The organism is Nocardia africana NBRC 100379 (assembly GCF_001612635.1).
GTDB classification, from domain to species: domain Bacteria; phylum Actinomycetota; class Actinomycetes; order Mycobacteriales; family Mycobacteriaceae; genus Nocardia; species Nocardia africana.
In genome coordinates, this window is record NZ_BDAV01000005.1 from 551,275 (window position 1) to 564,923 (window position 13,649).

A 13,649-nucleotide genomic window follows, 5' to 3' on the forward strand; every position below is an offset into this window, starting at 1 on the left:
GGCCGCGAGGGCGCGAATTCGGCCGCATAATCGGCCCATGGCCGATGCCGACGACGTCCGGCGGATTGCGCTGGGACTGCCCGAGTCCATCGAGGCGCCGCATTTCGACATGCCGTCGTTCCGGGTCCGCAAAGCGATCTTCGCGACGCTGCCCGACCCCGCGCACGCCCACGTGATGGCGAGTGAAGCCGATATCCGGGAGGCGGTCGCGGAATACCCGGACTGCTGCGCGGAGAAGTGGTGGGGCCGGCGGCTGTCGGCGGTCCGCGTCGAGCTCGGCGCCGCCGACACCGGCCTACTGAGCGAGTTGCTCACCGACGCCTGGCGACACAAGGCGCCGCGCACTCTCGTGCGCGCCTTCGACGCGGCTTCCGAATAGCCCGCATCGTCGCCGAGCCGCTACCACTGGAGGAAATATGCTGTCGCTGCAAGAGATTTCGGATCGGATCGAGATCGAGGATCTGATGGTCCGATACTCCCATGCCGTGGACACCCAGCAGTGGGATCTGCTCGACGACGTCTTCACCGCGGACGCGCACATCGACTACTCGGCCATGGGCGGCGCCAGCGGTGGACTGCCCGAGATCAAGAAGTTCCTCGCCACGGTGATGCCGAACTTCCCCGCCTTCCAGCATCTGATCAGCAACTCCTCGATCACCGTCGACGGCGACACCGCCACCGGCCGCACCATGTGCCACAACCCGATGCTCCTCGGCGGCGCGGAGGGTCAGCAGAACCTGATGCTGTGCGGCCTGTGGTACCTGGACACCTTCAGCCGCGTGGACGGCGCCTGGCGGATCGCGCGGCGGGTCGAGGAGAAGAGCTACATGTTCCTGGCCGCCACTCCCGGCTCCCAGTAAGCACATGTCTAGAACCTGTTACAGTTCGCGCGTGCGGCTCGACACTTCTCCATCGTTCCGGCGCTGTTCGCCGAAGCACCGCTGTGCACCGTTTTCCCGCCGGGCGGACGCGTGATCGCCGATTTCACCGAGCACTGGCTGCTCTACTGCTCGATTCCGGTGATCGCCGCGTTCATCGGCTGGACCACCAAACTCGTCGCCGTCGAAATGCTGTGCCGCCCGCTGGAATTCCGCGGCATCCCGCCCTGGCTCGGGTGGCAGGGCGTGATTCCGAAGGCAGCGCCGCGGATGGCGACGATCGCGGTGGACCTGATGTTCTCCCGGCTGATCGATCCGCAGGAGATCCTCGGTCGCATCGATGTCGCCGAGCTCACGACCACCCTGCGTGAACCGCTCGACGACGCCGTCGCACACACCGTCGACGAATTGATGATGCGCTACGAACCGCGGCTGTGGGTGACCATGCCGCAGTTCGCCCGCGAGGCGATGATCCGCCGCGTCCAGCGCGACGTCCCCGACCTCATCGACGAAATCGTCACCGACCTGCGGACCAACCTCGACCAGATCATGGATCTGCGGTCCATCGCCATCGACACCCTGGTCAACGACAAGGCACTGCTGGTGGAGATGGTGCGCCGGGTGGGCCATCACGAACTGCGCTTCATCGTGCGCTCCGGCCTGCTGTTCGGCACCCTGCTGGGCTTCGTGCAAATGATCACCTGGGCCTTCACCCACTCCTCGTGGCTGATGCCGCTGTTCGGCGGATTCACCGGCCTGGTCACCGACTGGCTGGCGCTGCAGATGATCTTCCGGCCGGTGCGGCCGTGGCGGATCTTCGGCCGTATCGGCTGGCAGGGCCTGTTCCACAAGCGCCGCGAACAGGTCTGCATCGACTACGGCGATCTGATCGCCACGGAAATCCTCACCCCGGCCAAGATGCTCGAGGCGGTCCTCAACGGGGAGCGCTCGGATCGGCTGGCATCGATTCTGGCGCGACGGATGGACGAATTCATCGATACGCAGTCCGCACCCGCGCGACCGCTGGTGATGCTGGTAGCCGGCGATTCCATCACCCGCGTCAAACGCGAGATCGTCCCCGAGATGCTGTCCTACATCCGCAGTGCCGCAGCCGGATTCGAGGATCACGCGATGCGCACGCTGGATCTGCGCAATCTGGTGATCGAGAAGACCCGCCAGCTCACCGACGACGAATACGAAGGGTTGCTGCGCCCGGCGTTCAAACAGGACGAGTGGAAACTGGTCGCCATCGGCGGTGTGCTCGGCTTCCTGGTGGGTGAATTGCAGGTGCACCTCCTGCTCAGCTGAGGTTGCGCGCTCGCAGCGCGCTGACCTGCGGATTCGCGGTTGCGCGCCGCAATCGGCTATTGTTTTTCTCGCACCGCCGCGAGGCGGGATGCGGATGTAGCGCAGTTGGTAGCGCATCACCTTGCCAAGGTGAGGGTCGCGGGTTCGAATCCCGTCATCCGCTCCACGACAGTACCGGACCGCCCCGAAAGTACCGGATCGATAGCACCGATCCTTCTTCGACCGAGCGCATCCGAGGTCCACTTCCCTTCCTCGCTCGGCACGGGCGATCGCGCTGTCCCGTCCGCAGGCTCCCAGCAGCGGGCAGTCGCCCGCGGCCCGTCGGCGCCGTCTCTTTCGTAAAATCCTGTGCGCGTTCCGCATTCGACTCCGCCGGGGCACGACTCTGCCCGGCCGTCGTCTCGTCGAGACCGCGATGTTGCTCGTAGCACCCGCTCAGGAAGGACGCATGTCCACCACTACCGAATCCGCGCTGGACGATCTGTATGTGGCCATCGAGAAGACCGCGCGGCTGGCGAACGTCGCCTGCGCTCCGGACGCGGTGTGGCCGGTGCTGACCGCCTACGGCACGATGCTCACGCACTCGGTGATCTCTTTCCGGGTGGTCACCCAAGCCGGTCGTTCGGGAGACCTCGACTATCGCTTCCTCACGCTGCCGAAAGACATCGACCCGTACGACATCGCGCGTTCGAACGGGCTGATTCCGGCGACCGAACATCCGATCGGGTCACTGCTGGACCAGGTCCGCGAGCACTTCCCCGTGGACAGCTACGGCATCGATGTCGGCGTCGCCGGCGGCTTCAAGAAGATCTGGCCGTTCTTTCCCGCGGACGGCGTGCAGAACGTGTCGGACCTCGCCGCCCTCCCCTCCGTGCCTGCCGCTCTCGCCGGCCACGCCGAAATGTTCGCCCGGCACGGCCTGGCGGACAAGGTCGGCCTGCTCGGTATCGACTACCACGACAAGACGATGAACCTGTACTTCCCCGGGCTTCCCGCCGATCACTTCGCGCCCGACGCCATCGCGTCGCTGCATCGGGATGCCGGATTTGCCGAACCCAGCGAGGATTTCCTCTCGCTCACCGCGAAGGCATTCGACATCTACGCCACGTTCGGCTGGGAATCGTCGCGGATCGAGCGCCTGTGCTTCCCGGTGATCACACCGGATCCGGCCGCCCTCCCCGTCCCGATCGACCCGCACTTCCTCGAACTCGCCGACACGGTCCCGTTCGCCACGTACGAGCGCCGATTCACCTACGCCGCCACCTCGTCGCCCGACGGCGAATCCTACAAGTTCAGCTGGTTCTATCAGTGGCAGCCCAGGATCCTGGACAAGATGAAGACGTCCGACTCGTAGCCGTTCTTCGGCTCGAATGTGCGGGACCGGGACCCGCAGCGGAACCCGGCCCCGCGGCCGGCCACCGGGTGTGGGTCGGCAGCCGACGGTCCTATCCCCCTAGGTGCGTCCGCCGCAGACGATATCGACAGCGCGCGTGAGGATGTCGAGTCCGTGATCCAACTCGAAATCCGTAATGGTCAGCGGTGGCAGGAGTTTCACGACCTCGTCGTTGGCGCCCGAGGTTTCCACGAGCAGGCCCTCCTCGAAGGCGACCCGGCTCACCTTGCCCGCCTCGGACGCGTCGTCGAAGACCAGGCCGTGCACCAAACCGCGTCCCCGCGTGGACAATCCGCCCACCGCATCCGCCACGCGCGCCAGCCCGGCACGCACCCGCTCGCCGCGGGCCAGCGTGGCGAGCTCGAGCCGGTCGTCGCGCCAGTACTCCTCCAGCGCCACCCGCGCGGTGACGAACGCGGGATTATTACCGCGGAAGGTGCCGTTGTGCTCACCCGGCGCCCACTGGTCCAGTTCGCGTTTCATCAGCACCAGCGCCATCGGCAGGCCGTAGCCGCCGATGGACTTCGAGAGCGTGACGATATCGGGGGTGATGCCCGCGGTCTCGAAGGAGAAGAACGGCCCGGTCCGTCCGCAGCCCATCTGCACGTCGTCGACGATCAGCAGAATTCCGCGCGCGGCGACCAGTTCCGCGAGCCGGCGCAACCATGCGGCGCCGGCGATGTTCACCCCACCCTCGCCCTGCACCGTCTCCACGATCACGGCCGCCGGTTTGTCCACCCCCGAGGACGTGTCGTCGAGCATCCGCTCGATCCACGCCAATTCGTCCACACCGCCCAGGTAGCCGTCGTAGGGCATCGGATGCACATGCGGCAGCGGCACACCCGCCCCCGCCCGCTTGGCGGCGTTGCCGGTGACGGCCAGCGCACCCAGCGTCATGCCGTGAAAGGCGTTGGTGAAGTTCACCACCGTGGCGCGCCCGGTGATCTTGCGGGCCAGCTTCAGTGCCGCCTCGACCGCGTTCGCCCCGGTCGGGCCGGGAAATTGAATCTTGTAGTCGAGTCCGCGCGGAACGAGGATCAGATCGCGCATCGCCTCGAGCAGGTCACGCTTGGCGACCGTCGACATGTCCAGGCCGTGGATGAGCCCGTCGCGAGACAGATAGTCCAGCAGGGCCGCCTTCAGAATCGGATTGTTGTGCCCGTAGTTGAGCGCGCCGGCTCCGGCGAAGAAGTCGAGGTATTCACGGCCCTGCTCGTCGCGCAGCCAGGCGCCGCGGGCGGTGTCGAAGACCGTCGGCCAGACCCGGCAGTATCCGCGCACATCCGATTCCAGCGTTTCGAAAACGGTGGTCATAGGTGGTCCTCAGGGGCGGGAGCCACCGCGGCGACCCCAGTGTGAAACATGACTGTTTCTAACACTGCGATGGAGGTCGCGGCAAGGTTTTACGCAAATCCATATCGACCCCGGCGTGCCGCGACGGGCGGGCGCGGCAACCGGCGAGCATCCGCGCGAGCCCGGCCGACGGGTGCGCCGACCATACCGACCGCCTGGACTCCCCCGCTCCGGTTCTCCGAAATTCGCTCGCCGACCGGGCGGCGACGTCGTATTCTGGACAACTTGTGCGCGCACTCTCGGGGGTTTATTCACGTCTGTTCGGAGCCGGCTTCCGGCGGCAATGGAACTACCGGTCGGCCGTCTTCGCGGGCTTGGCCGCCAATATCGTGTTCGGCCTGATCCGCGCCGCGGTGATGGTCGCGGCCGCACGCTCCACGCCGGGCTTCGGCGGCTACACCGGTGCGTCGATCGGCGCCTACGTGTGGCTGTCCCAGGGCATGCTGGGCGCCCTGCGCGTGATGGGACCGCCGCACGACATCGCCGAACGCGTTCGCACCGGCGATGTGGCGGTCGATCTGCAGCGCCCCATCGACATTCAATTCTTCTACCTGGCAACCGATCTCGGCGGCTCGGCGTGCACGCTGGCGCTGCGCGGGCTGCCTTCGGTCGCCACCGGTTTGATCACGGCACAGCTGGTGCTGCCCGGCACGGTCGCACCGTATCTGCTCGGCGCCGTCAGTGTCGTTGCGGCCGTGACACTTTCACTGCTGCTGTTGTTCTCGGTGAGCCTGCTGGGATTCTGGCTGATCGAGACGCGCGGAATCCGGATGCTCTACCAGATCCTGTCCACGTTCCTCGCCGGTCTCTACGTCCCCGTCCACCTGTTTCCGGCACCGCTGGCCGCCGCCGCGCGGCTGACCCCGTTTCCCTGGCTGCTGCAGGGCCCGGTCGATGTGATGTCCGGCCGCGCAACGGGTTCGGCGGCGTGGTCGGTGATCGGCATGCAGGTGCTGTGGATCGTGATCGCGATCGGCATCGGCCGGGCCCTGGTCGCCGCGGGCCGGCGCAAACTGGAGGTGCAGGGTGGCTGAGCTCGCACCCTACGGCAGCAGGCTCACACCCTATGTGGCCGTGCTGCGTTCGCGGATGCGCGCACAGCGCGCCTATCCGCTCTCCTTCGCCACCGACCTGTTCTCCTCCCTGCTGATCGGTCTGGTGGAATTCGCCGAGATGTGGTTGATCTACCACAACGTCACCGCCCTGGGCGGTCTGAATTCGACGCAGATGCTGCTGCTGTTCGGCCTGTCCAACCTGAGTTTCGCGCTGGCACAGATCGCCGTCGGCCACACCGACACCCTGGCGACCTACATTCGGCTGGGCACCCTCGACGCCTTCCATCTGCGCCCCCAGCCCCTGCTGCTCCAACTGATCACCAGCGATGTGTCACTGCGGCGTCTGTCGCGGGCCACCGTCGCGGCGGTGGTCCTGACCGTCGGCCTGATCGGTAACGATATCGATTGGAGCGCTGCGCATATCGTGCTCGCGGTGAGCAGTGCACTGAGCGGGATCGCCATCTTCGCCGGGCTGTTCGTCTGCGCCGCGGGCCTGCAATTCCACCTGGTGGACGGTTCGGAACTCACCAACAGCTTCACCTACGGCGGATCCTTCGCCGCCCAGCAACCCGGTTCGGTGTTCTCCGGACCGCTGCGCGCGCTGTTCGGATTCGCGATCCCGGTGTCGTTCGTCGCCTATCTGCCCACGATCGCCCTGCTCGGCCTGCCCGGCCCGCGGTGGCTGCCCGCCGAGCTGGCCTGGTTCGGACCGCTTGCGGCGCTGTGGGTTTGGATAATGGCCTCGACGCTGTGGCGCATCGGGGTGCGGCACTATCAGGGAGGGGGCGGATGAACACCGTCGACGTATCGGATCTGACCCGGCAATTCGTGCTCCGGCGCCGCTCGCGGGGCCGCCGCAGACGCGTACGCGAGGTGCTGACCGCGGTGGATTCGATGAGCTTTCGCATCGAATCCGGTTCGGCGGTCGGCTATATCGGCGCCAACGGAGCCGGCAAATCCACCACGATCAAGATGCTCACCGGCATCCTCGTGCCGACCTCGGGCACGGTGCGCACCTGCGGGCTGGATCCGGTGCGCCGGCGGCGCGAACTGGCCGGCCGGATCGGCGTGGTGTTCGGTCAGCGGTCACAGCTGTGGTGGGATCTGCCGCTGCGCGAATCGTTCACGATCCTTGCCGCGATCCATCGCCTGGAACCGGTCGCGGCGCGCCGCCGCACGGACGAACTCGTCGAACAGCTCGAGATGGCGCATACCCTCGACACCCCGGTCCGTCAGCTCTCCCTCGGCCAGCGCATGCGCGCCGAAATCGCCGCGGCGCTGCTGCATCGCCCGGAGCTGCTGATTCTCGACGAGCCGACCATCGGCCTCGATGTGCTGTCCAAACAGCGGCTGCGGGAGTTCCTGCGCCGGGAGCGGGCGGACAGCGGCACCACCCTGCTGCTGACCACCCACGATATGGGCGATATCGAACGCCTCTGTGAACGAGTGCTGGTGGTCGACCACGGCCGTCTCGCCTACGACGGCACGCTGCCGGGACTGGCGCGAACCGTCGGCGCGCGGCGGGTCCTGGTCGTCGATCTGGCCCGTCCCAGCGGCGATCTCACCGGCCTCGCGGGGGCGACACTGCTGGCGGCCGAGGCCGACGGCATGCGGCAGCGGCTGGCGTTCGATCCCGAAATCACCACCGCCGCCCAGCTTCTCGCCGCCATCTCGAACCGGGTCGAGGTGCGCGACCTGTCCATCGAGGAACCCGATATCGAGGATGTGGTGCGCCGCATCTACTCCGCCGGAGACGGCACTGCCCCGGCGCCGTCGGACGCCGGGGCAGTGGCCCGGGGCGCGACCCCCGGGGACGAGGCGGAATCAGCCGCCGAACGACCCGGTGAACAGGGTGTGCACAACGCCGCTGAGGGCGGCACTGCCGGTGTCGAGAAGGCCGTTCAGCGCGGCGCTACCGGTGTCGATGATGACCGGAATCATGCTTCTACCTCTCTCTAGGGGGCATAGGCCGTCGATCCCCGTGCCGGGCGATCGACCAGAACCCACCCTGCTGGCCGGAACTTAATCGCCGCTGGCCGATAGCTGAGAGAGATGTAAGAGCCACTGTGTGGAGTGTCTCCGTAACGAAAACGAGTGCGGTGCCGATGGGAAATCGACTCTAGCGCTTGTCGTCTGGGCGATTGCTGTCCGCCGAGTACAAGCTGACCTCACCGCCCTCGCCGAGAAACGCGTTGACCAGCATGATCCGCTCGGCCTGCATGGCGTCGGCGTCCGGTGCGGCGGTGGTGATCGAAATCTGCGGGATGGCAGCCCAATTCACGACATAGCGCTCCGGCGGACCCGCCGCGCCGGAGACGTGCGCCAAACGGAAGACCGAGACCGTGCGACGCTCCATCAGATCTCGCACCACCTCGGCGATCCGCTCGGGATCTTCCAGAGCGAACAGGAAGCCGAAGGTCAGCTCCGGCGAAGAGACATAGGCGGGCACAAATCTTCAGGCTAGCCACCCGTGACCGGTCGCGCAGGCGCCGCGCCGCCGATGGTGGATCTTCGCGATCATGTGATCCCCGCGTGATGCGTATAACGATTGTCCGGCACCTTGGGTGTTCGGCGCGTCAACCGTTGCATGCCAAGTCGGGACACGCTTTCCTGAATATGTCCCCGCATTCGGACACGTCTTTCGCATCGTCGCGGATATCCCGGTTCGTACCACCCGTGAGCAGTGCGACCGCACGGCCGGCGTCCGATTCCGCGGGACTACGCCGGAGCCGAGGGGAGCCCCTCCCCGAAAACCTCCTCGGCCCTGGCGTAACCAGATTCCGACCGCTGAGACGAGGGTGGGAGACGATGGCGACCGCATACGCCGGTGACAACGACGCGACCGGCGCACTTCCGTCGGTATCCGCACTGCTGCGCGCATTCCGGTCCACGACGCCACCGCCCGGCGACCATCCCGTACTCGAGGTGGCCCGGCAGCTGGTCCACTGCCACGAACTACGCCGGCACGCCTACCGGGAGGCGCAGGCGCCGAAGGCGTCGAGCGCGCGCGTGGCCGGCGCCAGCCGCCTGGTCGACCAGATCGACCGCGAACGCACCCGGCTGGTCGAATGCATCGATGTCTGGGTGGCCGACAACATCGCCCATCGTGAGGGCGCCTCGCTGCACACCGAAACCCTCGGTGCGGTCATCGACCGGATGGCCGGAAAATGGGTCGCCGCCCACCATGCGCTCGGACTGCCCGCCTCGAACTATCCGGCGGACGAGCTCCCCACCGCCACACCGGACGGCGAGGCACACCTGCACTGGGTGCGCCTCGCCGAACTGGCCGACGGCTACAAGGATCTGATCACCGATATCGCCGAACACCGGCGCCGGCTGCCGGTGTTCTGACTCCGCTCAGTGCTTCGGATCGACGATCTCCACATCGGCGTCGATGATGGGCTGGGCCGCATGCACATTCGCCGCCGGCTCGGGCTCGTCGAGCAACACATCCGGTTCGTCGCGACCGGCATTCACCCCGGCCGCCGCCTCCCGATCACGGTGCGCCGCGGCCGCGGCCTCCCGCATCTCGATGGCGTCGGTGATCCAGTCACCGATTTCGCGCGTCACTTCCGAGACGGTGCCGGTAATGATCGTTGCGATATTGCCGACGTGTCGTGCCCCGGAGGATGTCAGCTCCTGGATCAGATCCTTGTTGCTCTCGAATTTTCCGATCATCTACCCGCCCACCTCGCTCGGCTCGACCTGCCGCTCTCGCATCACGATAACACCAGGCTGCGAGCCTTTCCCGACGATGGCCGGGGGAAGGGCGAGCTTGCAGATCTTGAGCCAGACCGAGCCGACCTGTTTGCTGAGCCGGCCGGTGTTGTAGGGCAGGCCGTACTTCTCGCACAGGGCGCGCACCTCGGGTGCGATCTCCGGATAGCGGTTGGCCGGCAGATCCGGGAACAGGTGGTGTTCGATCTGATGGGACAGGTTGCCCGACAGGATGTGGAACAGTTTGCTGCCGGTGATGTTGGCCGAGCCGAGCATCTGCCGCACGTACCACTCGCCGCGCGTCTCGTTCTCGGTCTCCTCTTCGGTGAACGTCTGTACGCCCGACGGGAAGTGTCCGCAGAAGATGATCGAGTACGCCCACACGTTGCGCACCAGGTTGGCGGTCGCGTTGCCGGCCAGGGTGGAGACGAACAGCGGCCCGCTCAGCAACGGGAAGACGATGTAGTCCTTGAGCACCTGCCGGCCCGCCTTACGGATCTGCCCCTTGGCCAGGCGCTTGATATCCGCCCACTTCCGCTTGCCCTTGATGATGTTGTCGGCCTCGAGGTCGTGCAGCATCACGCCCCATTCGAACAACAGCATCAGCGCCAGCGCGTACACCGGGTTGCCCAGGTAGTACGGATTCCACTGCTGGCCCTCGTCGATGCGCAGCACGCCGTAACCGATGTCGCGGTCACGACCGTGGATGTTGGTGTAGGTGTGATGCATGTAGTTGTGCGAGTGCTTCCACTGATCGGCCGGGCAGACCGTATCCCACTCGAACACACGGGAATTCAGGCCGGGTTCGCGCATCCAGTCCCACTGGCCGTGCATGACGTTGTGGCCGATCTCCATGTTGTCCAGGATTTTGGACAGGCTCAGCGCCGCGACCCCGGCCAGCCAGAACGGCGGCAGGAAGCCCAGGTACATCAGGCCGCGTCCGGCGATCTCGAAACCGCGCTGCGCCTTGATGATCGAGTAGATGTATTCGCGGTCGCGCTCCCCCAGATCGGCGGTGATGCGGTCGCGCAGCGCGTCCAGTTCCCGGCCGATCTCGGCGACCTGTTCCGGCGACAGGACCAGCGGTCCGTTCTCGGTTTCGGTGAGTATGGTCATGGCTTTTCTCCCCTTTCGTATTTCGGTGCGGCTCAGATCTCGATGTCGACGTCGCCGACCGCGGCGCTGACGCACAGCTGGATCGGCTGGTCGGGATCGCTGTCCAGTTCGCCGCTGCGCAGATTGCGGGTACAGCCGGACCGCTTGACCGCCGTGCAGGAGAAGCAGATCCCCATCCGGCATCCGAACTCCGGCGTCAATCCCGCCGACTCGGCCTGTTCGAGCAGGCTCGTACCGGTGTTCTCCGACTGCTTGCCGCTCACCGAGAAGGTGGTGACGCCCTCGACGTCGGTGGTGTCGGCCGGTGCGGCGGTGAGGACGAATTCCTCGCTGTGCAGGCGGTCGTCGAGTCCCTCGGCCTGGTAGATGCGACGCACGGACTCCATCAGCGGCGGCGGGCCACAGACGTAGGTCTGCGCGGTCGCGAAGAACGGCGCGATGCGCGAAAGCTCGTCGTAGTCGAGGAACTTCGCGCCGGGCACGGTCGCGCAGCTCCACGGTGCGCCGTCCAGCCGCTCGGACCGGGCCAATTCCGGATAACCCAGCACGATGTCGACGTTGTCGTGGCGGCGGGCGATATCGACGAGCAGGTCCCGGTGCGGCACCTCCCGGGGTGAGCGGGCGTAGTGCAGGAACACCACGTCACCGCGATACCCCTCGGCCACCAGCGTGGACAGCATCGACAGCACCGGTGTGATACCGCTGCCACCGCTGATCAGCACCACCTTGTCCGGGCGCTGCTCCGGCAGCCGGAACACCCCGGACGCGGGTGCCAGGTCCACGACCATCCCACGCTTCGCGTGCCGGTGTAGATATTGCGACACCAGACCGTCCGGATGTGCCTTGACGGTCAGCGTGAGGGTGCGGCCCGGGCCGGCCTCGGCATCGATCGGCGAATAGCAGCGGGTGTGCTTCACTCCGTTGATCAGCACGCCGACCTGCACGAACTGACCGGCTTCGTGCCCGGCCCACTGCCTGGTCGGACGCAGTGTGAGGGTCACCGAGCCGGGCACCGACCGATCCACGCCGATGATCTCGGCCCGCATATCGCGCAGCGTCAGTGTCGGTCGCACCAACTCCAGATACCGGTCGAGCGGGTGCGGCGAGGTCAGTGTCTGGACCAGATCGAGCAGTCCCACCATGCGGTTCTCCCCAGCCTTCGTCTGTTGCTCATGCACACCGTTTCGGTGCACATCTGTACACTGAACTAGTGTGCCTGGCGGTACCGCAATAGTTCAACCTGCATCTGCTGTGACCGATGCAACATCTCCATGAATGGACGGATCGTGAACGGATGTATGCTCAGCGAGATGAGCGAGCAGGCCGAAACCCGAGTCGAGCGCAAGGAGCGCACGCGGCGAGCGCTGCTGGACGGCACGCTGACCCTGGCCGCCGAGCGCGGATTCGCGGCGCTGAGCCTGCGTGAGATCGCCCGCTCGGCCGGGATCGTGCCCACCGCCTTCTATCGCCACTTCGACTCCCTCGACGAATTGGGCACCGCCTTGGTCGACGAGGGAGTGCGCCAGTTGCGCCTGGCGCTGCGGCAATTGCGCCGCACCCCCGACGCACGCCTGGCCGAAACGGTGCGCTTCGTCTTCGCACAGATCGCGGGCCGCGAGGACCTCTACGGCTTCCTCATCCGCGAGCGCCACGGCGGCGCACCGGCGCTACGCACCGCGATAGCCACCGAAATGCAGTTGATCACCAGGGAATTGGTGGTCGACATATCGCGGATTCCGACACTGGACGCGTGGCCGACCGATGATCTGGAGCTGGCCGCCGACCTGATCGTCTCCACCGTCGCCGATCACATCGCCGACTTCGTCGCCGCCCCGTTGCGCGACCGCCCGCAACTCGTCGACCGCACCGTCGGCCAGGTGCGAATGATCGCCCTGGGCATGGCCGCCTGGAAACCGCACACCGTCTGATCAGTCCACGCTCGCCCTCCGCGGCGGCTGTTCGCCCTGCGCGGTGGAAGCCATCTGCGCCGTGGTGATCGCGGGGCCGGCACTTCTCGTCCGATGACACCGCTCGCGAGACAGAAGGACGCCCCGCGGGCCTCGCGGCCATGCGAGGCGCCCTTCCCGTATCCGAGATAGTGCAGAGCACCGCGGGTGATGATACAGAAAACGGCACGTCCTCACAGTGTTCTCGCAGTTCCGGCTCCCCCAGCCGGGAATATGCACCACGTTGCATAGTACAGCGGGTATCGGTTAACCTCACCGCATGGCCCTCGAACACGCACTGCTGGTATCGCTGAGCGAGCGAGCCGGTTCGGGGTACGAACTGGCGCGCCGATTCGACAAATCGATCGGATTCTTCTGGAGCGCAACGCATCAGCAGATCTACCGGGTACTCAAGCGCATGGAGGAACGCGGCTGGGTCACCGGCGAGGCGATCGCTCAGGACGGCCGCCCCGACAAGAAGGTCTACACCGTCAGCGATGCCGGACATGCCGAACTGGCGCGCTGGATTTCGGAGCCGACCGACGATATCGGTCCGCTGCGCAGCGAATTGGGCGTCAAGATCCGCGCCGCCGCACACGGCGATCCCGCCGCGCTGCGCGCCGAGGTCGAACGCCACCGCGATCACCACGCCCAGCGGCTGGAGCTGTACCGCCTCATCGAGAAGAAGGACTTTCCCGCCCCGGACCGGCTCACCGGCACCGCCCTCTACCAGTACTTGGTACTGCGGGGCGGCATCCGCGTCGAGGCCGGCTTCGTCGAATGGTGCGACGAGGTTCTGGCCGGTCTGCAGGGTGCGTTGCGATCGTCCTCGTCCGATCCGGAAGACCCAGCCCCGCAACCGGATTCCGTTTCCGAAAGGTGA

Annotated in this window: 15 protein-coding genes and 1 tRNA gene; 11 read left to right on the top strand and 5 right to left on the bottom strand. The window is 66.4% G+C overall.

Going from position 1 to position 13,649, the window contains the following annotated elements; genetic code table 11:
• The first annotated feature begins 37 nt into the window (after positions 1–37).
• From NA3_RS07760 to NA3_RS07780, 5 genes are all read left to right on the top strand, one after another.
• The gene (locus NA3_RS07760; protein WP_062962804.1) at positions 38–379 is read left to right on the top strand and encodes an MmcQ/YjbR family DNA-binding protein; all 342 of its coding nucleotides are present in this window, start codon (positions 38–40) and stop codon (positions 377–379) included.
• Positions 380–416: 37 nt separating this feature from the next.
• A complete protein-coding gene (locus tag NA3_RS07765; protein WP_062962805.1) occupies positions 417–860 on the top strand; it encodes a nuclear transport factor 2 family protein in 444 nt (147 codons plus the stop codon).
• A gap of 111 nt (positions 861–971) precedes the next feature.
• Entirely contained in the window at positions 972–2,186 is a 1,215-nt protein-coding gene (locus NA3_RS07770; RefSeq protein WP_063917335.1) for a DUF445 domain-containing protein, read from the top strand.
• Between the two features lie 90 nt (positions 2,187–2,276).
• Positions 2,277–2,352: transfer RNA gene (locus NA3_RS07775), tRNA-Gly, on the top strand.
• A gap of 282 nt (positions 2,353–2,634) precedes the next feature.
• Positions 2,635–3,540, top strand: a complete 906-nt coding sequence (locus tag NA3_RS07780) for an aromatic prenyltransferase (protein ID WP_062962806.1) — start codon at positions 2,635–2,637, stop codon at positions 3,538–3,540.
• 99 nt (positions 3,541–3,639) lie between these two features.
• Here NA3_RS07780 and ectB read toward each other — a convergent pair whose 3' ends face one another.
• Positions 3,640–4,893 carry a diaminobutyrate--2-oxoglutarate transaminase gene (ectB, locus tag NA3_RS07785; RefSeq protein WP_062962807.1) on the bottom strand — a complete coding sequence of 418 codons (1,254 nt, stop codon included), beginning with the start codon at positions 4,891–4,893 and terminating at the stop codon, positions 3,640–3,642.
• A 266-nt stretch (positions 4,894–5,159) separates the two neighbouring features.
• On the opposite strand from ectB, the gene NA3_RS07790 reads away from it, so the two are divergent.
• From NA3_RS07790 to NA3_RS07800, 3 genes are read left to right on the top strand one after another with little or no spacing between them, the layout of a single operon-like run.
• The gene (locus NA3_RS07790) at positions 5,160–5,966 is read left to right on the top strand and encodes an ABC transporter permease (protein ID WP_062962808.1); all 807 of its coding nucleotides are present in this window, start codon (positions 5,160–5,162) and stop codon (positions 5,964–5,966) included.
• Positions 5,959–6,780: an ABC transporter permease gene (locus tag NA3_RS07795; RefSeq protein WP_062962809.1), complete on the top strand. Its 822-nt coding sequence runs from the start codon at positions 5,959–5,961 to the stop codon at positions 6,778–6,780. Before NA3_RS07790 ends, NA3_RS07795 begins: the two co-directional genes overlap by 8 nt.
• Positions 6,777–7,946 (top strand): ABC transporter ATP-binding protein, encoded by a 1,170-nt coding sequence (locus NA3_RS07800; RefSeq protein WP_227994963.1) that lies wholly within the window; start codon positions 6,777–6,779, stop codon positions 7,944–7,946. The genes NA3_RS07795 and NA3_RS07800 overlap by 4 nt, the downstream gene beginning before the upstream one ends.
• Before the next feature lie 160 nt (positions 7,947–8,106).
• Here NA3_RS07800 and NA3_RS07805 read toward each other — a convergent pair whose 3' ends face one another.
• Entirely contained in the window at positions 8,107–8,436 is a 330-nt protein-coding gene (locus NA3_RS07805) for a hypothetical protein (RefSeq protein ID WP_062962810.1), read from the bottom strand.
• A gap of 359 nt (positions 8,437–8,795) precedes the next feature.
• Between NA3_RS07805 and NA3_RS07810 the strand changes: the two genes are divergently transcribed.
• Positions 8,796–9,338, top strand: coding sequence for a DUF4254 domain-containing protein (locus NA3_RS07810; RefSeq protein WP_062962811.1), 543 nt, complete (start codon positions 8,796–8,798; stop codon positions 9,336–9,338).
• Positions 9,339–9,344: 6 nt separating this feature from the next.
• Here NA3_RS07810 and NA3_RS07815 read toward each other — a convergent pair whose 3' ends face one another.
• Genes NA3_RS07815 through NA3_RS07825 form a run of 3 tightly spaced genes read right to left on the bottom strand, consistent with a single transcriptional unit; the run spans position 9,345 to position 11,962 of the window.
• The gene (locus NA3_RS07815) at positions 9,345–9,665 is read right to left on the bottom strand and encodes a hypothetical protein (protein ID WP_062962812.1); all 321 of its coding nucleotides are present in this window, start codon (positions 9,663–9,665) and stop codon (positions 9,345–9,347) included.
• Positions 9,666–10,820: a fatty acid desaturase family protein gene (locus tag NA3_RS07820; protein ID WP_062962813.1), complete on the bottom strand. Its 1,155-nt coding sequence runs from the start codon at positions 10,818–10,820 to the stop codon at positions 9,666–9,668.
• 32 nt (positions 10,821–10,852) lie between these two features.
• Positions 10,853–11,962 (bottom strand): ferredoxin reductase, encoded by a 1,110-nt coding sequence (locus NA3_RS07825; RefSeq protein ID WP_062962814.1) that lies wholly within the window; start codon positions 11,960–11,962, stop codon positions 10,853–10,855.
• A gap of 168 nt (positions 11,963–12,130) precedes the next feature.
• On the opposite strand from NA3_RS07825, the gene NA3_RS07830 reads away from it, so the two are divergent.
• Positions 12,131–12,748: a TetR family transcriptional regulator gene (locus NA3_RS07830; protein WP_063917365.1), complete on the top strand. Its 618-nt coding sequence runs from the start codon at positions 12,131–12,133 to the stop codon at positions 12,746–12,748.
• A gap of 298 nt (positions 12,749–13,046) precedes the next feature.
• Positions 13,047–13,649: a PadR family transcriptional regulator gene (locus NA3_RS07835; RefSeq protein WP_062962815.1), complete on the top strand. Its 603-nt coding sequence runs from the start codon at positions 13,047–13,049 to the stop codon at positions 13,647–13,649.